General features: G+C 35.4%; 29 protein-coding genes. 26 read left to right on the top strand and 3 right to left on the bottom strand.

The window, feature by feature from the left end:
* The first annotated feature begins 2 nt into the window (after window positions 1-2).
* The 3 genes from AC4GZ8_RS20605 to AC4GZ8_RS20595 all read left to right on the top strand — a co-directional run bounded on the left by AC4GZ8_RS20605 (window position 3) and on the right by AC4GZ8_RS20595 (window position 2394).
* The gene (locus tag AC4GZ8_RS20605) at window positions 3-818 is read left to right on the top strand and encodes a metallophosphoesterase (RefSeq protein WP_491083814.1); all 816 of its coding nucleotides are present in this window, start codon (window positions 3-5) and stop codon (window positions 816-818) included.
* A 475-nt stretch (window positions 819-1293) separates the two neighbouring features.
* Window positions 1294-1728 (top strand): SRPBCC domain-containing protein, encoded by a 435-nt coding sequence (locus AC4GZ8_RS20600; protein WP_491083786.1) that lies wholly within the window; start codon window positions 1294-1296, stop codon window positions 1726-1728.
* Between the two features lie 57 nt (window positions 1729-1785).
* Window positions 1786-2394 carry an NUDIX hydrolase gene (locus AC4GZ8_RS20595; RefSeq protein WP_491083785.1) on the top strand — a complete coding sequence of 203 codons (609 nt, stop codon included), beginning with the start codon at window positions 1786-1788 and terminating at the stop codon, window positions 2392-2394.
* Between the two features lie 65 nt (window positions 2395-2459).
* On the opposite strand, the gene AC4GZ8_RS20590 is transcribed toward AC4GZ8_RS20595, so the two are convergent.
* Both AC4GZ8_RS20590 and AC4GZ8_RS20585 read right to left on the bottom strand, forming a co-directional pair.
* On the bottom strand, window positions 2460-2810 hold the full coding sequence (locus AC4GZ8_RS20590) for a GIY-YIG nuclease family protein (RefSeq protein ID WP_491083784.1): 351 nt from the start codon (window positions 2808-2810) through the stop codon (window positions 2460-2462).
* 14 nt (window positions 2811-2824) lie between these two features.
* Complete coding sequence (locus tag AC4GZ8_RS20585; protein WP_491083783.1) at window positions 2825-3580, bottom strand: DUF2087 domain-containing protein; 756 nt, start codon at window positions 3578-3580, stop codon at window positions 2825-2827.
* 232 nt (window positions 3581-3812) lie between these two features.
* On the opposite strand from AC4GZ8_RS20585, the gene AC4GZ8_RS20580 reads away from it, so the two are divergent.
* The 5 genes from AC4GZ8_RS20580 (at window position 3813) to AC4GZ8_RS20560 (ending at window position 8537) form a co-directional block, all read left to right on the top strand.
* Window positions 3813-4256, top strand: coding sequence for a MarR family winged helix-turn-helix transcriptional regulator (locus AC4GZ8_RS20580; RefSeq protein ID WP_491083782.1), 444 nt, complete (start codon window positions 3813-3815; stop codon window positions 4254-4256).
* A gap of 17 nt (window positions 4257-4273) precedes the next feature.
* Window positions 4274-4759: a nitroreductase family protein gene (locus AC4GZ8_RS20575; protein ID WP_491083781.1), complete on the top strand. Its 486-nt coding sequence runs from the start codon at window positions 4274-4276 to the stop codon at window positions 4757-4759.
* A gap of 300 nt (window positions 4760-5059) precedes the next feature.
* Window positions 5060-6016, top strand: coding sequence for a magnesium/cobalt transporter CorA (corA, locus tag AC4GZ8_RS20570; protein ID WP_491083780.1), 957 nt, complete (start codon window positions 5060-5062; stop codon window positions 6014-6016).
* 35 nt (window positions 6017-6051) lie between these two features.
* Entirely contained in the window at window positions 6052-6660 is a 609-nt protein-coding gene (locus AC4GZ8_RS20565) for a DedA family protein (RefSeq protein ID WP_491083779.1), read from the top strand.
* 173 nt (window positions 6661-6833) lie between these two features.
* A complete protein-coding gene (locus tag AC4GZ8_RS20560) occupies window positions 6834-8537 on the top strand; it encodes a methyl-accepting chemotaxis protein (RefSeq protein WP_491083778.1) in 1704 nt (567 codons plus the stop codon).
* Window positions 8538-8581: 44 nt separating this feature from the next.
* On the opposite strand, the gene AC4GZ8_RS20555 is transcribed toward AC4GZ8_RS20560, so the two are convergent.
* Window positions 8582-9463: an AraC family transcriptional regulator gene (locus AC4GZ8_RS20555; RefSeq protein ID WP_491083777.1), complete on the bottom strand. Its 882-nt coding sequence runs from the start codon at window positions 9461-9463 to the stop codon at window positions 8582-8584.
* Window positions 9464-9627: 164 nt separating this feature from the next.
* On the opposite strand from AC4GZ8_RS20555, the gene yicI reads away from it, so the two are divergent.
* The 18 genes from yicI to AC4GZ8_RS20465 all read left to right on the top strand — a co-directional run bounded on the left by yicI (window position 9628) and on the right by AC4GZ8_RS20465 (window position 26251).
* Complete coding sequence (yicI, locus tag AC4GZ8_RS20550; protein ID WP_491083776.1) at window positions 9628-11940, top strand: alpha-xylosidase; 2313 nt, start codon at window positions 9628-9630, stop codon at window positions 11938-11940.
* A gap of 68 nt (window positions 11941-12008) precedes the next feature.
* A complete protein-coding gene (locus tag AC4GZ8_RS20545; protein ID WP_491083775.1) occupies window positions 12009-13283 on the top strand; it encodes an ABC transporter substrate-binding protein in 1275 nt (424 codons plus the stop codon).
* A gap of 77 nt (window positions 13284-13360) precedes the next feature.
* Window positions 13361-14224, top strand: a complete 864-nt coding sequence (locus AC4GZ8_RS20540; protein WP_491083774.1) for a carbohydrate ABC transporter permease — start codon at window positions 13361-13363, stop codon at window positions 14222-14224.
* Window positions 14221-15045 carry a carbohydrate ABC transporter permease gene (locus AC4GZ8_RS20535; protein ID WP_491083773.1) on the top strand — a complete coding sequence of 275 codons (825 nt, stop codon included), beginning with the start codon at window positions 14221-14223 and terminating at the stop codon, window positions 15043-15045. Before AC4GZ8_RS20540 ends, AC4GZ8_RS20535 begins: the two co-directional genes overlap by 4 nt.
* 128 nt (window positions 15046-15173) lie before the next feature.
* A complete protein-coding gene (locus tag AC4GZ8_RS20530; RefSeq protein WP_491083772.1) occupies window positions 15174-15908 on the top strand; it encodes a GntR family transcriptional regulator in 735 nt (244 codons plus the stop codon).
* A 386-nt stretch (window positions 15909-16294) separates the two neighbouring features.
* Window positions 16295-17509, top strand: coding sequence for a NupC/NupG family nucleoside CNT transporter (locus tag AC4GZ8_RS20525; RefSeq protein ID WP_491083771.1), 1215 nt, complete (start codon window positions 16295-16297; stop codon window positions 17507-17509).
* 208 nt (window positions 17510-17717) lie between these two features.
* Window positions 17718-18179 carry a hypothetical protein gene (locus AC4GZ8_RS20520; RefSeq protein WP_491083770.1) on the top strand — a complete coding sequence of 154 codons (462 nt, stop codon included), beginning with the start codon at window positions 17718-17720 and terminating at the stop codon, window positions 18177-18179.
* A gap of 196 nt (window positions 18180-18375) precedes the next feature.
* Entirely contained in the window at window positions 18376-18720 is a 345-nt protein-coding gene (locus AC4GZ8_RS20515) for a MerR family transcriptional regulator (protein WP_491083769.1), read from the top strand.
* A complete protein-coding gene (locus AC4GZ8_RS20510; RefSeq protein WP_491083768.1) occupies window positions 18717-19169 on the top strand; it encodes an SRPBCC family protein in 453 nt (150 codons plus the stop codon). Before AC4GZ8_RS20515 ends, AC4GZ8_RS20510 begins: the two co-directional genes overlap by 4 nt.
* Before the next feature lie 221 nt (window positions 19170-19390).
* Window positions 19391-20281, top strand: coding sequence for a sulfite exporter TauE/SafE family protein (locus AC4GZ8_RS20505; RefSeq protein ID WP_491083767.1), 891 nt, complete (start codon window positions 19391-19393; stop codon window positions 20279-20281).
* A gap of 243 nt (window positions 20282-20524) precedes the next feature.
* On the top strand, window positions 20525-20737 hold the full coding sequence (locus tag AC4GZ8_RS20500) for a Fur-regulated basic protein FbpA (protein WP_491083766.1): 213 nt from the start codon (window positions 20525-20527) through the stop codon (window positions 20735-20737).
* A gap of 55 nt (window positions 20738-20792) precedes the next feature.
* Entirely contained in the window at window positions 20793-21014 is a 222-nt protein-coding gene (locus AC4GZ8_RS20495) for a Fur-regulated basic protein FbpA (protein ID WP_491083765.1), read from the top strand.
* A 235-nt stretch (window positions 21015-21249) separates the two neighbouring features.
* On the top strand, window positions 21250-21423 hold the full coding sequence (locus tag AC4GZ8_RS20490) for a DUF2292 domain-containing protein (protein ID WP_491083764.1): 174 nt from the start codon (window positions 21250-21252) through the stop codon (window positions 21421-21423).
* Window positions 21424-21427: 4 nt separating this feature from the next.
* A complete protein-coding gene (ssuE, locus tag AC4GZ8_RS20485; protein WP_491083763.1) occupies window positions 21428-21958 on the top strand; it encodes an NADPH-dependent FMN reductase in 531 nt (176 codons plus the stop codon).
* 224 nt (window positions 21959-22182) lie between these two features.
* Entirely contained in the window at window positions 22183-23529 is a 1347-nt protein-coding gene (locus AC4GZ8_RS20480) for an LLM class flavin-dependent oxidoreductase (protein ID WP_491083762.1), read from the top strand.
* A 16-nt stretch (window positions 23530-23545) separates the two neighbouring features.
* Window positions 23546-24316, top strand: a complete 771-nt coding sequence (locus tag AC4GZ8_RS20475; RefSeq protein ID WP_491083761.1) for an ABC transporter ATP-binding protein — start codon at window positions 23546-23548, stop codon at window positions 24314-24316.
* Window positions 24317-24328: 12 nt separating this feature from the next.
* Complete coding sequence (locus tag AC4GZ8_RS20470; protein ID WP_491083760.1) at window positions 24329-25168, top strand: ABC transporter permease; 840 nt, start codon at window positions 24329-24331, stop codon at window positions 25166-25168.
* 66 nt (window positions 25169-25234) lie between these two features.
* The gene (locus AC4GZ8_RS20465; RefSeq protein WP_491083759.1) at window positions 25235-26251 is read left to right on the top strand and encodes an aliphatic sulfonate ABC transporter substrate-binding protein; all 1017 of its coding nucleotides are present in this window, start codon (window positions 25235-25237) and stop codon (window positions 26249-26251) included.
* The last annotated feature ends 200 nt before the right edge of the window (window positions 26252-26451 follow it).

The following is a 26451-nucleotide window of genomic DNA, read 5'->3' as shown; positions in this document are numbered from 1 at the left end:
TGATCGTAAGTATTTTATTTATATTAGTTATTCCTTTGCTCATAGCAATTTTATATAAAGCTTATCAAAATACGAAAAACGTCATTGTGAATACGATTTTAATCGAAGAAAATGAAGGGAAGTCTTTAGAAAACCCAATAAGAATTCTTCACCTATCAGACCTCCATTTAGAAAATATATCAATTTCACCGCAAATGTTAAGCAAAGCTATTAAAAATAAACCAATCGATTTAATTGCACTCACAGGGGACTTTTTAGACCGCAAGAGAAGTATTCCTAAGTTAATTCCTTATTTAGAAGTATTAAAAGAGATAAACCCGCGATTTGGAATGTACGCTGTCTTCGGCAACCATGATTATGTATTGAAAGGGGAAAACTTTAATCGTCTAAAGAAAACCTTAGAGGAACATGGATGTAAAACTTTACAAAATGAACACCTTACAGTTGATGTAGAAGGCTTTAGGCTAAATATAATCGGAATTGATGATTATAGTACAAAGCGAAGCAATCTTATTGATTCATATCATGGGTTACAAAAAGGCTATAACTTAGTTCTAACACATGATCCGAATGTTGTTTTAAAAATGGAAGATTTCCACTTTGATTATTTGTTATCAGGACATTTTCATGGTGGACAAATTCATTGGCCAAAGCCATATCATTTAATCAAAATGGGGAAATTGGTTCGAATGAATATGGTAAAGGGCTTGCATTATCATAACGGTAAACCTTTTTACATTAGTGAAGGCTTAGGTCAGACAGGTGTAAATATTCGAGTTGGAAGTCGTCCTGAAATTACTCTTCATCAAGTATCATAATGATAATTTTTAAACAATCAAATATTAATATTCAAACCTCGTCATATTATTGACGGGGTTTTCATCTATTTTTGAGTCATATAGCACTATGACTTCTTACTAGATTAGAGATAACATATTCAATGCTTTATTTTTGGCTATAATGTACAAAAGGGAGAACACGTTGATTAAAGAAGAATGAATGTTTATTGAATAACGATAAATCATCATGTAAACTAAATATAAAATGAACTGCAAACCAGGTAAATATGATACATATGAAGATTAGACTAATTTTAGATTGCAAAAATAAAGGGGAATTTGCTAAAAAGTAATAAGAACTTACAAAATTCTCAACCAAACTTGCAAGAAAATGTGTGCGTTTGCAGGAGAAATCTCCAAACTTGCAAAAATGTCCGGCAAGGATGTTAAATGAAGCAAGGGAAATTGATGAGTTTCGTTGGAAACTTACAAATATCTAAATTGGAGGCAAGTTATGACAAAGCAGCTAATCGTAAAAGATGAAATTCTGATTGAAGCAACTCCTTCAAGGGTCTGGGAGATCCTGACGAAACCGAAATTTGTTGCCCAATGGGATGAGCTTCCAGAGGATTATCCTAGTGAAGATATGACTAAAGGAAGTCAAGTAGTTTGGGAACTTCCTAATGGAGGGAAGTCCGTTACAACCATTATAAAAGCTGAGAAAATGAAGGAGCTCATCATTTCTTTATTTGTATCGAAATGGGAGGTCCAACCAAAAGAAGGTGATGTGGCCTACCGGTATCTGTTAGAAAAAAGGGGAAATCAAACCCTTCTTAAAATTGAGATTGGTGACTTTTCACTAATAAGTAATGGACAAATGTATTATGATGCGTCAGTAGAATTCGCTGCGAATTCTAAACAGGTTATCAAGCAGCTAGCTGAAGAATAGGAACTAATAGTGAGAGGCAGTTGTTTTCACAAAAAGGGATCGGTTAAGGGTGAGTTAATGGAGACAGAACAGCTGAAAATATTTGACGATCATAGAAAACAAATAGGGGTTGCTACTCGGGAAGAGGTCCATAGAAAAGGATATTGGCACGAGGCTTTTCATTGTTGGTTTGTGAATGAGGAGCATATATATTTACAGCTTCGCAGTGATAAAAAGAAGGACTATCCAAATCTATTCGATATTACTGCTGCGGGTCATTTGCTATCACATGAAACTGTCCAGGACGGTGTAAGAGAAATAGAGGAAGAAGTGGGAATCAAAGTTCTATTTAATGAGTTACTTCCATTAGGAGTTATTGATTATTGTATAACAAAAGAGAATTTTATAGACAAAGAGCTTGCTAATGTTTTTGTATATAAATGTAATCTTCCCCTTGAACACTTTACTATTCATGAAGAAGAAGTGTCAGGAATCGTAACAGCAAAGTTTCATGATTTTTCTGAGCTGTGGTTTGGTGAGAAAGAAACGATACATATTAAAGGATTCAAAATTGATAATAGTGGAAATAGAGTTATACTCAATAAGTATGTTGGAAAAGACCATTTTGTTCCACACGAAATTGATTTCTATCGAACTGTTATTCGGAATATAGGAAAATTATTGTAAATAGTCGATATCCACAATGGAATCGACTATTTTTGTTGGGTGTTTGTGGGCTATCGATGAATTAACTATTTGATGTGATACCCATTCTCTCCAAATGGCTGTACCTCCTCGAGCCATTTTTCTTCAAGTTGAGCTAAAGCCTCTTTTTCATTAAAATATAGATCATCCTTCTTTTTAAGTTTATCTAAAATAGTAAACGAATAGGCTTCCTTCCCGTATTGATTCCAATCGTTTTGCAGTTGCTTGTTAGGTGTAAAACCGTTTGTTTCCAACATGAATTTTTTACCATTGAGACTTTTTAAATTTCTAGTGCTTCCAATAAAAACTTTGTTATTTTTCTCGTTTTTAATTTGATAGATCCCAGCTTCAATAAGTGTTTCTTTAAATTGTTGTTTTAATTCTTTTTTACGGTCCATGATCTTAACCCCCGTTATTTTTTTACCCAGTATTGACTACCATCTGGTTTACGGTCTAAAAATCCGTATTCAATTAAATATCGTCTTATCAAAGCATAATCATCGAAAATGTTTTTTAATGTCTGATTGAGTTCCTTTTCGCTGTAGTTATGATCGTCTTTTAAATATTTGGCGATTTCTCGAAGAACAATGAGCCGTTGCTTTTCCTTTGGAGGAAATTTACTCATAGGTTTACTTGTACCTTCAGGAAAATATTTCTTTAGGATTTTTTCTTGCTCATCCTGTGTAATATTGTACCGGTCATCTACCATTGTCGCTGTTTTATGGACAGGTAAAAAAGCTGGAGCAAATTCATCTTTTTCTTTCAGTAACTCCATCATTGCTAAAAAAGTCTTCGCTTGACGTTCCTTTTCTTTTAATGCGAATCGATGATGACGAATGGTAGAGGTGCTTCCAATGTCTAACTCTTTTTGTATTTCTTTGTCATTTTTCCCTTGATAAAAAAGCTGTAAAAGGCGCTTTTGATGTTCTGTTAAGCCAGTCAGCTTTTTGTCCATTCCAAGTAAATAATCAAAAACACTAGTATGAGTGCTCTCGATATGAATCCGCATATATCTATCTGCATCATAAAGTCTGTTTTCATAAGGGTAAACAATGCCTTTTTCTATGTTTTTTTCACATAATAAGCAAGTATAACAGTCTCTTTTTTCAATATATCCCTGTTTTAACTCTTCCAGAGTAGCTTCCCAAAACATATTCGAGATTTCCATGTACATACACTTCCGTTCGTAAAGAGATTAAACACAAATAAAATTTGTTTGGTTATTTATGAACATAATATGATAGTGTTTATAAAATGTCAATTTGTTCGTGAATTTTTTGTTTATTTGTTTATGTATAAGTAAACAATGTTTATATTTGTTTGAAGCAAGTAAACGAGGCATGCTCACATTGACTATTATTTAGGGTCGCTATATAATCTAAGTATGAGGTGAATTTTTGATGGAATCACGTGATCAACAGCTTGAACAATTTGTAGATTGTTTTCAAGCGATTGGCCGATATATGAAAAGAAATCAATGGAGGAACCAAAATGCATCAGAGATAACGAAGACTCAGTGGCTCATTCTCCGCTTTCTTTGGAAACATGATCGTTGTACAATTGGTCAGCTTGCAGAGCAGTTAGAAGTACGTTCAAGTTCCATGTCTCAAATGATTGATCGATTAGAGTTAGCTGGCAAGGTTTTTCGGGAACCTGATCAACATGATGCAAGAACTAGGGTTGTGGCATTAACAGATGCAGGCAGAGAGACCATTACAAAAATGAAAAATGCTCAAGTTGACATGCTATCTGGTCCGTTTAATCAGCTAACTTCCGAGGAGCAAGAAACACTTGTAAAAATTTTAAAGAAGATGACAAACGATCTTAAACCACAACAGAAATAAATTAGGAGGGCTTTTACTTGAAAACACTAGAAATCATTCATTCTCGTCGTAATATTAAAAGCTTTAAATCAGATGCTGTTGATATGAATCTGATAACTAAATGGCTGCAAGCGGGGGCAATGGCACCAAATCATAAAATGACAGAACCTTGGGAAGTGTATGTCATTGGAGAAGAGACAAGAGCAAGGTTAAATCATAAAGCGGATTTCTTTGGTGCGCCAGTTGTCCTTGCAGTATTATCTAAACACGGTGCAACAGAAATTGAAACATATGAAAACCTCCTTGCGACAGCTTGTTTTGTACAAAATTTCAATTTAGCTGCATGGGAAGATGGAGCAGGAACATTCTGGTCATCGATTGGAAACGCTCAAAAAAACCGTGAAATAATGGGTGTTTCAGATGACTACGATGTCATCGGAGTATTCGGTATTGGATACCCAGAAGAAATCAATTCTCCAAATGATCGAACACCGATTCAAGAAAAAATAAAATACTTACCATAAAAAAGACGAGGATATCTTCTTCGTCTTTTTTTGTTCTATACATAAACATGCTTACAAAAGCTTTCTTTATCTGACTATATCCTTATTCTTCAAACGTAAATTATGACGATCATGAGTTATTTCATGAAAAATTGTTTTCTTACAACAAATAAATGCTATTATTAATCATGTTGAAGGCAACCATTTTCATTAGCGTTGGTTTTTGTTACAATATTTTTCTTAAGAGAAAGAATTGGCCAGTGGAAAACGTATAATATTTAGGTGCTATTTTATTGAAAAAGTATAAAGTAGGTGCTTTTTATGATTAATGTAGTCGGCATTACATATGAAAATAGAATTGAAAAAAATCTTTCTATTAATGAAGCAGATTTTGAGAAATATAAATGGTTTTGGGTGGACTTTAATGAGCCAACCGACGATGAGATTCAGCATTTAGCTTACACCTTCCGTTTCCATCCCCTGGCGATTGAAGACTGTGTACAAAGGCTCCAGCGCCCAAAGCTGGACTACTATGATGACCATAGCTTTTATGTTACTCACATTGTCCGGGAACATAACAATGAAATACATAAAGAAGAGTTAGACTTTTTTGTAGGCGAAAAATTTATCGTTACATTTCATCGAATGCCGGCAAACGAAGTTGCTCAAGTCTGGGACCGGTTATTAGAGCAAAAAAATACGGGGAAGTGGGACACCTTTTATGTGTTTTATCAAATTTTAGACAAGATTGTAGATAATTACTTTCCGCTTATTTATAACATAGAAGATCGGTTAGACAAGATTGAAGATAATACGCAAAATAAATCAATGACCGCCTTAATGAATGAGTTATTTGATACAAGACATATGTTATTAAACTTGAGACATACTGTTCATCCAATGCGTGATTTACTATACAGGATGTTAAATTCTCATCACTTGATCGGGATCAGAGAAAGAAGAGAGTATTTCTCTGATATATACGACCATCTTTTGAAGCTATCAGAAATGGTCATGTCAAATAGAGAAGTGACTGCAGATATAAGAGACAGCTATCTCTCACTAAACTCACATCAAACTAATAATGTGATGAAAGTTCTTACAATAATTACCTCCATCTTTGCTCCTTTAACATTTATCGCAGGTATTTACGGTATGAATTTTGAAAACATGCCAGAGTTAACGTGGGATTATGGTTATTTTTTATCTTTAGGTCTTATGTTAGTGATTGGAATTCTGATGTTTCTATGGTTTAAAAGCAAAGGATGGTTTAAGTAACTAGTAAAAATAGAACAGCTGATAAGGAGAAATTTATGGAAAATTGGTTAATCTCAATTATGGAGAATTATGGCTATGTAGGGATCATGTTATTAATAGCTTTAGAAAATATCTTTCCCCCTGTTCCCTCAGAAGTGATCTTAACTTTTGGAGGTTTCATGACAACCACAACCAACATGTCAATTTTGGGAGTTGTTATTGCTTCGACGATTGGATCTGTCATTGGAGCAGGTGTGCTTTATTTTATTGGTTTACAGCTTGATGTAGAAAGGCTCGATAAAATCGTTGAAAGATGGGGTCATATTCTACGTTTGACAAAAAAAGATGTCCACAAAGCTGATGCTTGGTTTGATAAGTATGGTCCATGGACTGTTTTCTTTTGTCGTTTTGTCCCATTAATTCGCAGTCTTATTTCAATTCCTGCCGGGATGTCAAATATGAAGCTAGGGTTATTTTTTCTATTAACAACACTTGGAACACTTATTTGGAATATCGTCTTAGTGTATCTAGGTGCATCAGTTGGGGCATCGTGGGAAGAAATTGTTGCAAAAATGGAAATTTATTCAGACATCGTATATGTCGTTCTAGCTTTACTAGCGATTGCTTTTGTTATTTTCTTTATTAAAACAAGAAGAAAGAAATAGGGACAAGGGGACAGGCACCTTGTCCCTTTTTTTATGGGACAAGGAACCCGTCCCCTCGGACCACCTTTGGACCATATGAAAAATTTTAGATTAAATTTCAGTTACCTATTTAAGTGCTTACAATATGAGCCGATAGTAATATAGTAGCACTATTTTTAAATGGGGGCAGTTCAATGAAACGATTTTTTAAAAATCTAAAGCTAGGCTGGAAATATAGTCTGGCACTTATATTTTCTTTTATTCTTTTTCTAGTATCCTCTCTTGTTATTTTTCATGAAATGCAAAATATTCAAGATCAATTATCGGCACTTGAGAGAAGAGGAGATCGAGCAATTAAAACAACAGAAATGATGTCTATTTTTAGAGAGAAAAATGTTTTAATCGCAGATTATATACATTCACCTGAGGAAAAATTCGCAGTTGCTTATGATGAAAAGCAGAAGGAGTTCAATGCTCTTCAAGAAGAACTCAGCTCATCTATTAATACAAAGGAAGAAGAACAATTATTTACGTATATTCGAAATAGCGACAGTCAAATGAATGATGTGTTTTTAGATAAAATCGTAAAAGATGTAGCTAAAGGAAATACAGACAATATTAATTCAAATCGTATCTTTACACAAGCATTAAGTAACGAAGCTGTAAGGTATTTAGGGGAATTACGAGAAATAATTAACGATTCTCGCCAAGAAGCATTACAAGATACAAAAGCTAGTATTAGCAGGTCTATTCTTGTTTTATTTATTTCGATCGGAATTGCGATTATTTTAGGCGTTATTATTGCTATTGTTGTCAATCGCCTTATTCAAAAATCCTTAAATAATGTAATTTTTATGGCAAAAGAAATTTCTAATGGAAATTTACTAGTTGAAACAAATGATTATGATAGCAAAGATGAACTTGGTCAATTAAGTTCTGCTATGAATAGCATGCTTCTAAATTTACGCGAAATGATTCACAGAATATCAAATGTTTCTGAAACCGTCTCAAGTCAAAGTGAAGAATTAACCCAATCATCCAACGAGGTAAAAGAAAGTGGTATCCAGGTTGCAGCAACCATGCAGGAATTATCACTTGGCTCTGAATCACAAGCAAATGCTTCTTCTCAGCTTGCCGAAACAATGAGTACGTTTAGTGAAAAAATTAAAGAGTCCAATACGTTTGGTGAAACAATTGTATTTTCGGCGGTATCTGTTCAATCATTGACAGAAGATGGCCGTCTTTTAATGAATTCATCAATTGATCAGATGAATAAGATAAACAAGATTGTAAAAGAATCTGTTGAAAAAGTGAAAACCTTAGATCAGCAATCAAAGGAAATCTCAAAACTAGTTGGGGTTATTCAATCAATTGCTGAACAAACAAATCTCCTTGCATTAAACGCAGCAATTGAAGCGGCAAGAGCGGGTGAGCATGGTAAAGGATTTGCTGTTGTAGCAAGTGAAGTCAGAAAACTAGCTGAACAAGTATCTCTTTCCATTACGGATATTACTGGAATCGTCCACAACATTCAATTGGAATCAAATAATGTTGTGACATCACTTGAAAAAGGATATAGCGAAGTTGAAAAAGGAACGGATGATATTCAAACAACAGGAAAAACGTTTGATGAAATACATCATGCCATTTCTGAAGTTGTTGATAAAATTCAAGGAGTAGCTATAAGACTTAGTGATATTGACCAGGAATGTGGAAAAATGAGTAATTCAATTGAAGATATTGCGTCGATTTCAGAAGAATCTGCTGCTGGAGTCGAACAAACAGCTGCATCCATCCAGCAAACAAGTACATCAATGGAAGAAATTGCTGGAAGTGCAGAACAACTAGCAAAACTTTCGGAAGAATTAAACGGTTTAATCAGAAAGTTTTCATCTTAATTGGTCGAGAGGGCAGGTCCTTGTTTGGGACAAGGGACCTGTCCCTATGTACCAATCCTCATCTTATACTCCTTAGGTGTGCAGCCTTTTTGTTTTTTAAACAGTCTGATAAAGTAGCTTTGGTTTTGGAATCCTACGTCAAGGGCGATATCGAGCATTTTTCGGTTTGATTTTTGCAGGAGTGTGCATGCTTTATTGATTCGAATGGTGTTGATGTATTCCATTGGTGTCATTCGAACAAGTGCTTTGAAAAATCGACTAAAATGGCCCTCACTCATTTGAATATGGGAAGCTAGTTCTAAAACTGTTAGCTTTTGTTTATAATTTTGATCAATATATTGAAGAACTTTTTTTAATAGTTCTGTTTTTGTTAATTCCTTTTGTGTAACTTCCTCATTATGAACCCATGATTGTTTTTTGAAAATGTCTGCAAATAGCAGAAAAAGATACCCCTTTACCTTCAACTCATAGCTAGTTTCCTTGGAAGAATAGCATTCAATCATCATGACGATTGTCCTTAACATTCTCTGCTCTTCATCTGTTTTAGGTGTGATTTTCAGTGAATGGACCAAAGAAAAGCTCTTTATTGCTTCTAAGTAATGACTTTCAATTAAATCATACCCAAAGCTTCGGACCAAATCGATCGAAAAGACAACAGCATGAAGCTTAAAAGGCTTATCCCCGCAAGGATATGCTCCATGTAATTGTTCGCTGGGAATAAAGCACCCAGTACCTTCTTCTAATCGAAACTGTTTTGTTCCAACTTGAACATTGATCGGTCCTTTTTCTACATAAATAAACTCCAATTCAGGATGCCAATGCATATTGAAAATCACTTGACCATCAAGATAGTCAACCATATAAATACGAAACGGAAACATTGAATCACCGTGAACTCGATCCTCAAGAAGATTATGTTTACTCACAAATCATCCCCTCCATATATCAGAATTGTACAATTAATTGTTGAAATTGTGCAAGAATTGTTAGTTTTTTATCACTATAATTTCAATTATAAGATAACGAAAAAATAACTAGCTGCAAGTAATTTCAATATGATTGAATGAAAGCTTAGATAAGGAGTGTTTTGATGAAATTTACCGATGGTTTTTGGCTGACAAGAGAAGGGTTTGATATTCAACACCCAAGAAATGTTCGTGATGTTGTGATAAATGATAATAAGGTGACACTTTATGCACCTTGTAAAGACATTCAACATAGAGGAGATACATTAAATTTACCTTCTTTAACAATTCAGCTATCATCTCCAATGAAAAATGTCATTAAAGTGAAAGCATGGCATCATAAGGGCACAACAAATAAAACACCGAACTTTGACATTAAGGATGAGCTTATTCCGTTAAAATCTGAGCAACATGATGGTCAAACCATTTTTAGTAGCGGAAATGTAAGCGTAAACATACAACACCAACCCTTTAACATTACATTTACTCAAGGGAATCAAGTGTTAACCTCTATTGATTCAAAAGGAGTAGCGTGGATTAAAGGTCCTAAGAAAGAAAGTTATATGCGAAGCCAATTAAACCTAGGCGTTGGCGAATATATTTATGGCCTTGGTGAACGTTTTACCCCATTTGTTAAAAACGGTCAGATTGTTGACATTTGGAACGAAGATGGTGGAACAAGTTCAGAGCAATCCTATAAAAATATCCCATTTTATTTAAGTAATAGGGGATATGGTGTCTTAGTCAATCATCCAGAAAAAGTAAGTTTTGAGGTTGCCTCAGAAGCAGTTTCAAAGACACAGTTTAGTGTTGAAGGCGAGAATATTGAGTATTTCTTAATTGGCGGGGATTCACCTAAGGAAGTATTGACGAACTATACAGAATTAACTGGAAAACCAGCACTTCCTCCGGCTTGGTCCTATGGCTTATGGCTAACAACATCTTTTACAACGGACTATAACGAAGAAACGGTGACTCATTTCGTAGACGGGATGGCTGAGCGTGACATTCCTTTAAGTGTTTTCCATTTTGATTGTTTTTGGATGAAAGAATTTGAATGGTGTAATTTCGAATGGGATCAAGACGCATTTCCTGAGCCTGAAGCGATGTTAAGAAGATTAAAAGAAAAGGGCTTGAAAATTTGTGTATGGATCAATCCTTATATTGCCGAAAAGTCTAATCTCTTTGATGAAGCAGCAGAAAAAGGCTACTTGTTGAAAAAGGCAAACGGTGGCGTATGGCAATGGGATTTATGGCAGGCCGGGATGGGAGTTGTTGATTTTACAAATCCAGCTGCATGCAAGTGGTATTGCGACAAATTGAAAGTGTTACTTGATATGGGGGTAGATAGCTTTAAAACAGATTTTGGTGAGAGAATTCCAACAGAAGTTGTTTATTATGATGGCTCTGATCCACAGAGAATGCATAACTATTACGCCTATCTTTATAACAAAGTTGTTTTTGACTTACTAGAGAAGGAAAAAGGAAAGCAGGAGGCTGTTGTTTTTGCAAGATCAGCTGCTGTAGGTAGTCAGCAATTCCCGGTCCATTGGGGTGGAGATTGCAACGCAACCTATGAGTCTATGGCAGAAAGTTTACGCGGTGGACTTTCCCTATCATTATCAGGCTTTGGATATTGGAGTCATGATATCGGAGGATTTGAAAATACGGCAAGTCCGGACTTATTTAAACGCTGGCTGGCGTTTGGTTTATTATCAAGCCATAGTCGCCTGCATGGAAGCTCTTCTTACCGCGTTCCATGGTTATTTGATGAGGAAGCAGTAGAAGTTACAAAGCATTTTTCTAAATTGAAAAACCGTTTGATGCCTTATCTATATAGCGCATCAGTTGAGAATCATAAAACGGGTGTGCCAGTTATGAGACCAATGCTTTTAGAATTTGCTGATGATCCAAATACACATGTCCTTGATCGTCAATACATGCTTGGAAGCAGTCTATTGGTAGCGCCGATTATGAATGAAAAAGGAGTGGGCTCTTACTACTTGCCACAAGGGAAGTGGACACACTACTTAACAAAAGAAGTGGTTGAAGGAGGAGCTTGGAGAACAGAAAACTATGACTATTTAAGTCTTCCATTGTTTATAAGAGAAAATACCATTTTAGCAATTGGTCATGATGACATTCGTCCAGACTATGAATTTGCTAACAATGTTACATTCGAGCTCTACCAATTACAGGATAACCATGAGGCAACGGCTTTTGTTACAGATATGAATGGAAGGATAAAAGGAGAAATAAAAGCCGTTAAGCAAAATAACAGCATCCACATTGAAACAACAATGGAGGAGTTAACGTATTCTATTCTTCTTGCGGGCTATGAAAGCATTACTTCCAGTTCAGCAGGAGAAGTTGTGACAAGTAGAGATGGAGTGAAAATTAACTTACAAGGATCACAAAATTTGGAGATTACTTTGTAAGAATTTAGGGAGTATGACTATGACGATTCAAGGGTCATACTCTTTGATTAACTAAGGGGGTAATAGCTATGAAAAAGAATGTGAAAAAAGGTTTAAGTACAGTTCTATTAGCAGGCGGATTGTTGGCAGGATGCTCATCAAATAGCAGCGGTGGCAATGGAGATATCGTTGTTGATGTTTTTAATATAAAAGTAGAGACAAAGGATCAACTAGAAGCGATGATCGAGAAGTATGAAAGTGAACATGAAAATGTCGATATCCGCTTAACAACTGTTGGTGGTGGTCAAGATGCAGCTTCGGCTTTACAAGCAAAGTTTTCATCAAACGAAGATCCGGCCATCTTTTTATTAGGCGGTTTATCAGATGTTGAAAAATATCAAAATTATTTACTAGATGTGTCTGATATGGAATCTGCAAAAACCGCCATTGAGGGAACATTGCAAGGTTCAACGGTTGATGGTACGCCGTATGGAATTCCTTTAAATATTGAAGGATTTGGTTGGATGATCAATAAGGACATTTTTGAATCTGCTGGAGTAGATCCTGCTTCGATCGCAAGCTACGATGATTTTGTGAAGGCTGTTGAAACGATTGATAGTCAGAAAAAAGAGCTGGGTTTAGAAGCTGTTTTTGGATACAGTGGTAAAGAGGATTGGGTGACAAGCCAATTTTCCAATCATTTTACAGCACCAGAATTTGAAAATGATTTAAAGGTAGCTTATGAAGCGGGTGAGCTTACGTTTAAATATGGAGATCGAATGAAGGAGTATACAGATTTACTAAATAAATATAATGTGCAGCCAATTTTATCATTGGATTATAGTACTTCTGTTGAAGAGCTATTTACGAACAATAAAGTAGCGATTATTCATCAAGGAAACTGGATTGTTCCTTCACTTGATGGGATCGATCCTGAATTTTCAAAAGAAAAATTAGGGATACTCCCGCTATTTGTTGACAGTGATAACGAAGGATATATCAGTGCTGGCCCGTCATGGTTCTGGGGGATAAATAAAGAACAAGATGAAGAAGTTGTAGAAGCATCTAAAGATTTTATTGATTGGATGTATACTTCAGATTACGGTAAACAACAAATTGTTGAAGAGTTTAAATACATTCCTGCGCATGAAGGATATGAGATTGATAATATAACAGATCCTGTATCAAAAGAAGTCTATCAAATGTTATTAGATGGAAAATCAAGAGTATGGGCTCATAACCAATATCCAAACGGATTTTCTACTACAGCGCTATTTCCAGAGTATCAAAAATATTTAAATGGTGATATTTCATGGGAAGATCTTGAAAAAACAGCGAGTGCGAAGTTTACGGAAATGCGTTAACTTTTGATCTGAATGGAATGATGGACGATTCCTCATTCCATTCATCTATTTCACCAAATTTTAGGGGTGTGAGCAAAATGAAAATGAAAAATCTCACCTATTGGCTATTTCTAGCTCCTTGTATAGCGGCTTTAGCCATTGTATTAATTATTCCCTTTTTCCAAGGTGTCTACTATTCTTTTACAGAATACAACGGTTTTCAAGTGAATGAATTTGTAGGCTTTGAAAATTACATCAATCTTTTTAAAGATGATCAATTTATATATAGTCTTGCATTTACAGGGGGTTTTTCCATTGCCTCTGTTATTGGGATTAATGTGATCGGATTGCTTTTAGCTCTATTTGTTACACAAAAAATGGGGAAATTTAACACGATTTTTCGGACAGTCTTTTTTATGCCAAACTTAATTGGCGGTATTATTTTAGGTTTTATTTGGCAGTTTATTTTTCTAAAAGCTTTTGAAGGGATAGCTGAGCTTACTGGGTTAGTTTTTTTTAAGGGCTGGTTATCAGATACTGAAACAGGCTTTTGGGGGTTAGTAATTCTATTTATCTGGCAAATGAGCGGGTATATTATGATTATCTACATTTCATTTTTGAATAATATTCCAGATGAATTAATTGAGGCTTCTACTATTGATGGTGCAAATGTATGGCAACGTTTTTGGAGAATTAAATTCCCTTTATTGGCACCAGCATTTACGGTTAGTTTGTTTTTATCATTGTCAAATGCTTTTAAGGTGTATGATCAGAATATGGCGTTAACAGCTGGGGGGCCATTTAGTTCCACTCAGATGGCCACAATGAATATTTACGATACAGCATTTAAAGTCCAAGATATGGGCTATGCACAAGCAAAAGCGATCATTTTCTTGCTTATTATTACAGCGATTTCAGTGATCCAGCTATATTTGACTAGAAAGAGGGAGACTGATTTATGATTGCACAAAATAAAGCGAAAACATATGGATTCATTTTGCTTGGGTTGTTTCTTTCAATCATCTGGTTTTATCCGTTCTATCTAGTAATTGTCAATTCATTTAAGACAAAGGCAGAGATATTTGTTAATACACTTTCTTTTCCGTCAGAGGGGACATTTGCCAATTATCCTGAGGCCTTTACTGCTTTGGATTTTATTCAGAGCTTTATCAATTCAGTGATTATTACAGTTGTCAGCATTTTTCTTATCTGTATTTGTACATCAATGGCTGCATATGCTTTATCACGTAGACAAGGAAAAACAAGTTCCATTATTTATTTTATCTTTGCGATATGTATGCTGATCCCTTTCCAATCGATTATGATTCCGCTAGTATCAATTTTTGGTTCTTTTGATATGTTAAATCGAGCTGGATTAACAATCATGTATTTAGGATTAGGGTCAAGCTTAGCTGTTTTCTTATATTTTGGAGCGCTAAGAGGAATTCCAATGGCATTAGATGAAGCAGCTATAATCGATGGGTGTAATCGTTTCCAGGTGTACCGATATATTATTTTACCAATGCTAAAACCAACAACCGTCACTGTAATTGTGCTCAATGCCATCTGGTTCTGGAATGATTACTTACTTCCATCCTTAGTCATAAATAAAGAGGGATTATATACGATTCCTTTAAAAATGTTCTATTTCTTTGGTGAATATTCGAAGCAATGGCACTTGGCCCTGGCTGCATTAGTCATCGCGATTATTCCAATTGTTGTAGTGTATATGTTTTTACAGAAATATATCATTAAAGGAATTTCTGAAGGAGCAGTTAAGTAGGGACGAGGTGGAAGCCTCGTCCTCTTTTGGAATTTTGGGACAGCAAACCTGTCCCCTTGACCCACGTATTGAAAGCGTTCTTAATTGTGTGTAAAATAGTGATATTCTATCATTGGAGGGCACCGTCAATGGGTTCCAACTTTTATCATTATCAAAAGTCTCGTTATCTTGTAGTAATTGACCAAATTAAGGAAAAAATAAGGAATGGAGAGATAGAGCCGGGAGAAAGGCTGCCTTCAGAGACTGATTTTGCTAAGCAGCTGCATGTGTCAAGAACAACGTTAAGAGAAGCACTGCGAATTTTAGAAGAGGAAAATATCATTACACGTAAACATGGTATCGGTACGTTTGTGAATAAAAAGCCAGTGTTTTCTGGGGGAATTGAGGAATTGTTTAGTCTCACTCATTTAATTGAGAGAGAGGGGAAGAAGCCCGGAACTGATCTATTGTTTTCAGGGTTTGTTGAACCGCAAGAAGAAGAAGTAAAGGAACTAAAGCTAAAAGATAATGAGCTAGTTTTACTTGTTAAGAGACTTCGTACAGCAAATGATATGCCGCTAGTTTATTGTATAGATAAAATCCCGGCCCATTTACTGCCTGGCGGTTATCAATTGAACGAGGAGTCATTATTTGTTTTTTTAGAGGAAGTAGCTAATGTGAAAATTACTTATGCAAAAGCCTTTATTGAAACAATGGGATATCATGAAGAAATATCTGATATCTTAAAATCTGAGGAAGGTTCACCACTTTTAATATTAAAGCAAATTCATTACGATGCCTCAGATCAACCGGTACTTTATTCTATTAACTTTTTTAGATCTGATCAAATTAGTTTCAATGTTTTTAGAAAGAGAATCTTTTAGAGATTCTTTTTTTATTAGATTTCTAGATTTCATCGCGAATAAATTCTTGTAAATATTGGAATAAATAGTTGGTGAAACATTAATGAAGCAATGGTTTTGACAAATTGGAAACGATTTCTCATAAAAATTCATGATAATGTCTTAAAAAAGTATTGAGTTGTTGGACCTCATACCTTTATAATGTGAATGTGAAGCGAAATGAAAGGGGTTACAAAATGGGAGCTTCAAAATTGATTTGCTTTTAAAAAGGTCCACGGATAGTTGTTGGACGTCTAATAACTTTTATCTATTAAAAAAAAATAATTTTTTTGTATATTTTACTAAATGCTTCCGCAAACAATATAAAGAGTTAATTAGGCTTTGTATAAATTATTGAGGTGATAAACATGAATATATTATGGGGAATCTTTGGGATCGTTGTTGTTTTAGGCATTGCTTTTTTACTATCGAACCAAAAAAAGGCAATCAATTATCGAACCATTTTCGGAGGTTTGGCAATACAGATTATTTTTGCATTTATTGTATTAAAATGGGAGGCAGGGCGCTCGGCATTAGAATGGTTAACCATGAGAGTGCAGGATATTATCAATTATGCAAATGAAGGGCTTTCGTTTTTATTTGGTCCGCTGGCAGATGCTGAATCATTTGGATTTATCTTTGCGTTTCAAGTATTGTCTATCATTATCTTCTTTTCGTCTTTAATCTCAGTTCTTTATTATTTAGGGATTATGCAATGGTTTATTAAAATAATTGGTGGAGGCTTATCCAAGCTTTTAGGAACAAGCAAAGCAGAGTCAATGTCTGCTGCTGCAAATATATTTGTTGGACAGACAGAGGCTCCACTTGTCATTCGCCCATTTTTAGAAAAAATGACAAAATCAGAGTTATTCGCGGTTATGACAGGCGGTTTGGCTTCTGTAGCAGGTTCTGTGCTTGTTGGGTATTCACTTTTAGGTGTTCCACTGGAATATTTATTAGCAGCTAGTTTTATGGCTGCCCCGGCAGGATTGGTACTAGCGAAACTCATGATGCCTGAAACAGAACACTCTGAAACATCAAATTCATTAGTTATGGAAAAAGATGAAGAAGTTGTGAATGTTATTGATGCGGCTGCTCGCGGTGCAGGAGATGGCTTAAAGCTTGCTTTAAATGTAGGTGCTATGCTTATTGCGTTTATTGCGTTAATTGCATTGATTAACGGAATTTTAGGTGGAATCGGCGGGATTTTTGGTTATGAAGCGCTATCACTTGAAGCTATTTTAGGCATTTTGTTTTCGCCAATCGCATTCGCTATAGGTGTGCCATGGTCAGAAGCGGTGACAGCAGGTAGCTTCATCGGTCAAAAATTAGTGTTAAACGAATTTGTTGCATACTCTTCATTTGCCCCGGCAATTGAACAACTAACACCTAAAACTGTTATGGTTGTCAGCTTTGCACTTTGTGGTTTTGCTAATTTAAGCTCCATGGCCATTCTTTTAGGCGGGCTAGGAGGACTTGCTCCAAGCCGACGTTCAGATATTGCGAAACTTGGCATCCGCGCAGTAATTGCCGGAACTTTAGCTTCACTATTAAGCGCGGCAATTGCAGGAATTTTTATATAGGAACAAGGGGACAGGTAACTTGTCCCAAGGATTTAGGCCCCATCTTTTGGGGCTTTTTTCACTTGGGAAAATAAAATTTTTATGGATAGCGTTACTAAGATTAGAGAAACTATTTTTAAGAGTGTGAAAATAACTTTTGTTCTTTTCTGATCAAAAGAATATAAGGTCAGTCCAGGGGAAAGATAAGAAAAAAGGAGAAGCTAACATTATGTCACTAAAAACGCAGTGGTTTGTTAATATAGCAATGGTTATTGTTTCATGGCTATCACTACCTCTTTTAGGACGGCGTGATATAAAAAAATATTTTCCTGCCTCAGTTCTTATCGTTCTTCTTGAAGTCTTTCATGTTCAGATTGGTAAAAAGAAAAAATGGTGGATTTTTTATAATAAACCTGAGTCTTATTTTACAGGGGAATTTCCTTTTAATATCGGTCCATTTTTAGTATCTTCGATGTGGATTTTAAAATGGACATATGGCCATTTTAAAAAGTTTATATTCGCGAATGCTATCCTTAACGCTTTTTTTACGTTTTTTCTTATACGGATACTTGAATATTTAAAAGTAGCAAAATTAGTTCGTTTTAATCAAATCCAATTCTTTCTGTACTTCTTCTTTAAGGCATTTATCTTATATGTTTTTCATTACATAGTAGAAAAAATTAGAAAGTAATTCTTTCCGCAAATAAATGAACTGTGTAAACTACTTCGCTATGTAATAGGGATGTTCATTTCAACTTAGGCTGTTATCAGCTAATATATATTATTAAGGAAGTCACCTATTAGGGTGGCTTTTTCTTTCATATGATCAGAAATGAATTGACCCTGTAGTGCACCCCACAGTTTATGATTGATATGGGAGGATAACGATGTATAAAATTAGCGAATTTGCACAGCTCACAGGACTAAGCAAGGAAACTCTTCGGTATTATGCGGAAGTGAAATTGCTTGAGCCAGCTTACATTGATCCAAAAAATAACTATCGCTATTATGATGATGGCAGCTATTTCTTGGCCATACTGCTAATAAAATTAAGAAAATTAGGGTTTACAATTCAAGAAATGATCGACGTTATGGAGGATGAATCCTTTGCAAATCTTGGCAAATTACTGCGTCAAAAAAGAAATAAAATCATGATGAAAATGATGGAGCTTCGTCTCCAAATAGAGGAGATAGATGAGTTTTTATTATCAGGTGAGGAGGAAGAAAAGTGATTCAGTGGAAGGAACAAATGATTATTCATAGGAATATTGAACATGTCTGGAGTTTGTTTTTAGATAAACATATAAAGAAAATTATGCCTAAAGTTGAAGAACATACATTGATTGAAAAGAAAGAAAATGAAGTGGGAGCAAAACATCAGCAAAAATATCGCGAAGGAAAACGAGTAGAGACCTACATTGTGGAAACTATAGCTTATGAAGATACGAAAGACAAAAAGAAAAAGCAAATACGATTTGTTTTAGGAAAGGCATTTGAAATCACCTTAACGTTTACCCTATTAAAAGTAGATGAAGAAAACACTACTTTTATTTATGAAGGGCAAAACAAAGGTGTGAATTTTGTAGGAAGGGCAATGCTTAAATTAAGCAGTCAAAAAAGTAATGATACTGTAGTGAAGGAATTTTTACAGAGAGTTCAAGAAGAAGCGATGAAAGGTTAGTGTTAGTAAGCCTGATTTTGTGGGAATAAACAAGGATCGTCGATAAAAAGTTTAATCATTTTATTAAATACTAGTTGACGGGTAGGAATTGTAGGGATTATAATCAGATTAATAAAAAATGAAATAAGAAAGCCGATCGGACGACCGAAGGCATAATCCTTTTTAAAAGTAGGGTTATGCCTTTTTTTTATTCTCATTTTTATAAAAAAGAGGTGGATATAATGAAAAAATTACTAATCTTTGCTTTTATTGGGTTACTCGCTCAGTTAATTGATGGGGCGTTAGGAATGGCATACGGAGTAACATCTACTTCATTATTATTGGCATTTGGAATTGCACCAGCAGTTGCGTCGGCGTCCGTCCACTTAGCTGAGGTTGTGACAACAGCTGCTTCTGGGGCATCACATATTAAATTTGGAAATGTAGATAAACAAACAGTTTATAGGTTAATTGTTCCAGGTTCAATTGGAGCTTTCCTAGGGGCAACATTTCTCAGCAATCTGCCGGGTGACTTAGCCAAACCTTATATCTCTTTGTTTCTATTACTACTAGGTATATATGTTCTTGCAAAATTTCTTTTTACATTTCGTCCAACTGAGGAGAAAAAAGGACTTGAGTTAAGTCGTAAGCAATCAATTCCTTTAGGTTTGATTGCAGGGTTTGCTGATGCAACAGGCGGTGGTGGATGGGGACCAATTGCTACACCGGTTCTATTGTCCAGAAAGGGAATGAGTCCAAGAAAAGTTGTTGGAACTGTTGATACGAGTGAATTTGCTATTGCGGTTTCTGCTACTCTAGGATTTCTTATTTCATTAGGATGGGAGGAAGTAAATTGGCTATGGGTTGGAGCGTTAATGATTGGTGGAATTATCGCAGCTCCGATAGCAGCTTGGTTAGTACAAAAGGTTCCAGCACAGTTAATGGGAGTCCTTGTTGGTGGATTTATTATCTTAGTAAATGCTAGAACAATCGTACACACTTGGGTTGAGAATGCTTCGATCTACCCATATGTTTATATTGGTATTGCTCTGATTTGGGTTATAGCTATCTTTTTTACTATTTCAAAATTAGGTTATTATAAAAATACTAATCAAGCAAATGTAAAATCATAAAGGGATAGGCTGACTAGAAAACTAGAGGCTCTTGGAATGTAAGTACAATGTACTTATTCTGAGAGTCTTTTCATATGGGAAATTTTATTAATCATAGAAACTTATAGATTTCAAATTATGATGAAGAAAAATACGCAGATTTAAGAAACGATGTAGAAGGATTAGGTTTTTTAACTGAATTTTTGCAATATATAAAAGTCTTAAAAATGAGGATAAGTAAGTCTTTTAGAGGAGGAATGAGGTATGTCTCGGTTGCGTGAGGCTGTCTATTATAGGAAAGAAACCTTAATCAACAAGTTGCTAAAATTAGGTGTCTATAAGAAAGAAGAGAATCACCTTTATGAGCTTACATTGTCTGAGATTGAAAATGAATATGATCATCAATTAAAGTGGAAAAAGTGCACTAAACAAACAAAAAGCAGTACACGAACAAGAGAGAAAAGTGGGTGGCAATAGTCTTTAAAAGTTATGACAAATTAAATCATAGGTTCAAATTTTGAATTAAAAGGGAGTGATTCAGATCGAGGGTACGACACAGGATATTTCTGAAAAAAAACGTAGTGTGTTAATTCAGAAACTAGTTGCGTTTAATATTTATAAAAAAGAAGATGAGTTTCTATTTGAACGGCCATTATCAGAACTGGAAGAGGAGTATCATGCTTGCTTATCTAATAGTCACCCGCATGAGAATGTTCATTCCATTAAAATAGTTAAAACGAAAAACAAACAGTAGGAGGTTGTGGTTGCGAAGATCTTGATACTTTAAGACGATTGATAGGTCGATCCATATTACGGATATGAGAAATGTTCTAAATTTGAGTTGACAGGTAGGAATTGTTGGATATATAATCGAATTAACCAAAATTTAGTAAATTGCCCATCGTACAAACGAAGGCCTAACCAATTCTCATAGAGAAAGGTTAGGCCTTTTTGTTTCCAAAAGATTGAATAGAAATGGAGGAGATAAAATGGCAAAGATAAATGAAGCGAAGCTAGCATATATTCTTTCTGAGTTAGAAAAGTTAGATTACGGTTCGTTAACAATAACTGTTCATAAAAATGAAATTATCCAAGTCGATGTTACAGAGAAAAATCGTCTTACAACATTAAAAAGTAAGTTAAGATTAAATGAAAAAGGGTGATAAAATGGCGGATATTTCTATCATAGTAGGGGCACCAAATGACAAATCCCGTTTAAATGGGATATTAGATTATGCAACATCATTACTTAGCAGACGAAACATATCATATGAAATAATAAAGATTCATGCTTTACCAGCTAAAGATTTGATCACGGCTAACTTTAATAGTAATGAAATAAAAAAAGCTAATAAGATTGTCGAACACTCATTAGGGGTTTTGGTTTTGACCCCTGTTTATAAAGCTTCATATTCAGGAATCTTAAAAACTTATTTAGATTTATTACCACAAAAAGGATTAGAAAATAAAGCTGTATTACCACTTGTGATCGGAGGTTCTTTTGGCCATCTTTTAACGATAGAATATGCGTTAAATCCAGTGCTTTCTTCATTAGGAGCAACTCATATTGTAAAAGGAGTTTATATCATTGATCAGCATATCGAAAGAACGAATGATCAGACATTTTTTATACAAGAAGAAGCAAAACAAAGGCTGCAAAAGAGTTTAGATATTTTCATAAAATCAATCAAAAGTTAAAAGTAGATGAAAATTGATTGGAAAACCAATGGCCAAACCTTGATTTCAGTGTTTAAGTCTTTTTCCATCTTATTGTAAAAAAGTCTAGAGTAAGGAACTATCAAGTGTATTGATTCATTATATTCAACTAAATAGTATGTGACCAGATAACTGGAGCAACCTTTCATTATTTTAAAGAAGGTTGCTCTTTTTTATTAAAAATAATGAAATGGGGAGAAAAGAAAATGGTCAATCATAAGCGTCAAATGAATTTAGGAGCATTTTTTATGATACCAGGGCATCATGTAGCATCTTGGAGACATCCTGAAAGTAAAACAAATGAAATCTTATCTTTTGAACTTTATCGGAAATTGGCCCAAACAGCAGAGCGTGGAAAATTCGATATGATCTTTTTTGCTGATGGATATGCAGTTCATGATCGAGATGGTGCTGGTATTGAGCAAACGGTCAACGTTCGCCCTGATCCTTTAACTTTACTTTCAGCCCTAGCTGTTGTGACAAACCATATAGGGCTAACCGCAACTGCATCGACTACTTATAACGAACCGTTCCACCTCGCGCGAAAGTTTGCAACTATTGATCATCTTAGTCGTGGGAGAGCAGCTTGGAATGTTGTGACATCGTCGAGTGAAGCAGAAGCTTTAAATTTTAGTAAAGATCACCATTTAGAGCATAGTGTGAGGTATGAACGAGCAGAAGAGTTTGTAGAGGTGGTGAAAAAACTATGGGATAGCTGGGAAGATGATGCCTTGCTGATAGATAGAGAGACTGGAAGGTTTGCTGACCCAACTCGTGTGCATGATTTAAACCATAAGGGGAAATGGTTTTCAATAAAGGGACCATTGAATATTTCAAGACCTGTACAAGGGCATCCGGTTATCATTCAAGCTGGATCATCTGAATCAGGAAAGGAATTGGCTGCAAAGACAGCAGAGGTGATTTTTACTGCATGGCAAACGTTGGATGAGGCTCAGAATTTTTATCAAGATGTTAAAGGGAGACTCACGAAGTATGGAAGATCGGCAGAATCGTTAAAAATCATGCCAGGTGTCTTTCCGGTAATTGGTAGAACTGCAAAGGAAGCAGAAGAAAAGAAACAATATTTAGTTGAACTGATCCCTGAAAAAGTAGGAGTGGGATTATTGTCGGCACTTATAAGTTATGATTTATCGAATTATCCAGTAGATGAGCCTCTTCCTGAATTACCAGATATTGAGGACATAAATGGAGCGAAAACAAGATTTCAGCTTGTAAAAGATTTAGGTGACCGTGAAAACTTAACAATACGTCAGTTATACCAACGGGTGGCAGGAGCTAGAGGTCATAGAGAGATAAAGGGAACACCTATTGAGATTGCCGATCAGTTGCAGGAATGGTTTGAACACGGTGCGGCAGATGGATTCAATATTATGCCACCTTACCTACCTGGGGGCTTAGATGATTTTGTTGACTTAGTGATTCCAGAACTACAAAACCGTGGACTTTTTAGAGAAGAGTATTCGGGTCATACTTTACGAGATCATCTTGGTTTGCAAAGACCTTCGAATAGCTTTAATCAAATAAATACTTAAAGGAGGGGAGATTAAAATGTCATTACTAGAAATTACTCAACTTAACAAATTCTTTGAAAAAGAAAAAGAGGAAATGGTCGTTCTTAAAGATATTAGTCTACATGTTAAACAAGGTGAATTCATCACAATTATTGGACCAAGTGGGTGCGGGAAGAGTACCTTATTAAAGGCCATTGCAGGTTTAGATACTGAATATTCTGGTGAGATAAAGCTGGATGGAAAGAAGGTTATTAGCGCCGGTATTAACCAAGGATTTATTTTTCAAGAACCTAGGTTGTTTCCATGGCTTACAGTCGAGAAGAATATAGCAGGGAATTTATCACTTAAGCGGATGGAAGTAAAAAAGAGTGTTAACAAGCTAATGAAGCTTGTTAGGTTGGAGGGGTTTGAGAAAGCATATCCAAAAGAGCTGTCCGGAGGAATGGCACAGCGTGTTGCAATCGCCAGAGCTTTACTGAGAAAACCAAAGGTACTCCTATTAGATGAGCCCTTTGGTGCATTAGATGCTTTTACTCGTTCTCATATGCAGGAAGCTTTGCTTGATATTTGGAAGGAAGAAAAAACATCGATGATCTTTGTCACTCATGACATAGATGAGGCGATTTATTTAGGAAACAAAGTCATCATAATGAGTGCAAGACCAGGAACCGTTCAAAATGTCATCTCAATAGATCTACCGTTTCCTCGGAGGAAATCCTCTAGAGCATTTCAGGAGTTCCGTCAACTTGTATTAGCAGAATTTGAAAAGGTAGATGAGTTAGAGTTAGTAAACAGTGCAGGTATATAAGGGGGATACAAGATGGAAAATCATTCAGCGTTATCTTTAGAAAAAATACAATCAATGCATGGGAAAAAGGTAAAAAAGAAAAGAGAGCTGCAAAAAACAAGTAGTATCTTGAAGGGGTTTGTCGTACCAATTATGATATTAGTTCTTTGGGAGTTAATAGGGATGTTTGGTCTCATTTCTGATACATTACTTCCAAGACCAAGCATCATTTTTATGACATTTCTTGATTTAGTCATGACGGGTGATCTCATTACACATTTTCAAATTAGTTTGTTAAGAGCAATTGGAGGATTTTTATTAGGGGGAACATTGGGGTTATTATTGGGAGTTGCTGTTGGTTTTAATCAAAGTATCGAACAAACGGTAGATCCTACTCTACAAATGCTCAGAACGATCCCGACATTAGCTGTCATCCCTCTGTTTATTCTTTGGTTTGGATTCGGAGAGGTTTCGAAGATCCTGCTCATTGCGAAGGGAGCATTTTTTCCTTTATATGTGAACACGTTTCTTGGAATACGTGGTGTGGATTCTAAACTTTTCGCGGTAGCAAAAGTATTAGAGTTTAATAGATGGAAGCAAATGACTCTGTTAATTCTACCAGCTGCTTTACCTAATATATTATTGGGTTTAAGGCTTTCAATAGGTGTTTCATGGTTGGCATTAGTAGCAGCGGAATTAATGGGATCAAGTCAAGGTGTTGGCTATCTTATTATGGACGCTAGACAATTTTCTCAAACATCAATCGTTTTTGTAGGTATTATTATTTTTGCAGTATTTGGTAAAGTATCAGATTCGTTTGTTCGAATGTTTGAGAGAAGACTCTTAAAATGGCAAGATAATTTTCAAGGATAAGGAAAGGAATTTTCATTACACTAAATCCAACTAAACATATATGGAAAATTGGAGAGTGATTTGTTTATGTCATTGAAATTGAAAATAATTTTTGGCTTTCCATTCATCGCATTATTGTTAGTATTAAGCGCTTGCGGCAATATATCTAGTGAAAAAGTATCTTCTGAAGCTTCAGTTGAAGGTAAAGAGAGTCAGAACGTTGTCATCAACATTGGTGTTCAAGGAAAGACTGGAATCCTCCCTTATGCTAGGGAGAAACAATACTTTGAAAAGGCATTTGAGAAAGTTGGAGTAAAAGTTACATGGAATGAATTTGCGAGCGGGCCGCCGCATTTTGAGGCACTTGCATCAGGGAGGTTAGATTTTGGTGCCGTGGGAGGAACTCCTGTAATCGCAGGACAATCGGGTAATGTTGATTTTAAGGCGATTGCTGTCCTTAGTGATGGGAAGAAAGGGAATTCTATTGTTGTACCTAAAGGTAGCTCTATTAAGAAGTTAAAAGAATTAAAGGGAAAGAAAATTGGAGTAGCAAAGGGGAGCAGTGCTTATCATTTTTTATATATGGCTTTAGATCAGGCGGGATTAAAGGATAGTGACATTGAAATCATCCAACTTCAACCCGATGAAGCCAGGCCAGCTTTAGATAACGGATCGATTGATGCTTGGTCAATATGGGAGCCATATGCTACTACGGCTGTATTTCAAGGTGCAAAGGTTTTAGTAACCGGAGAAGACTTAAATATTAATGCACCAAGTTTTTTGGTTGCAAGAACAAAGTTTACAGAGGAACATCCAGATTTAACAGTGCTATTCTTGAGAACATATGAAGAGGTTCGTCAGTATTTTGTTGAGGATATTGAAGGAGTATCTAGGGATTTAGCTGAGGCACAAAAAGTCGATGTAAACATTATTCGATCTGTCTTAGAAAATTCAGATCCTATCTTAACTCCAACAACAGAGGAATTTGCAAAAGCACATCAAGATCAAGCGGACTTCTTATACACAGTTGGAGGTATTGATAAACAGCTTGATACATCAAAAGTCATTGAAAATAAATTTGTGGAAGAAGCACTAGGACAATGATAAAAAACCAAACAGGTATAAGCCTGTTTGGTTTTTAGATTTACAAATTAAATTCCGCCGCCACCATCATGAACTATACTTTTTCTTTGCGAACAATTTGAGAGAGCTTAACGTTTAGGGAGAAAAATAAAAATAGTGGGATTATTTGCAAATAAGTGGTTGCGTTAGTATGAGATACATAATATGATAAAGTAAATAAT

This window comes from Metabacillus sp. RB-C-LZQ-3-1 (assembly GCF_058315175.1).
The sequence above is the reverse complement of the archived record's forward strand: the minus strand, read 5'-3'. Positions and strand labels throughout refer to the sequence as shown.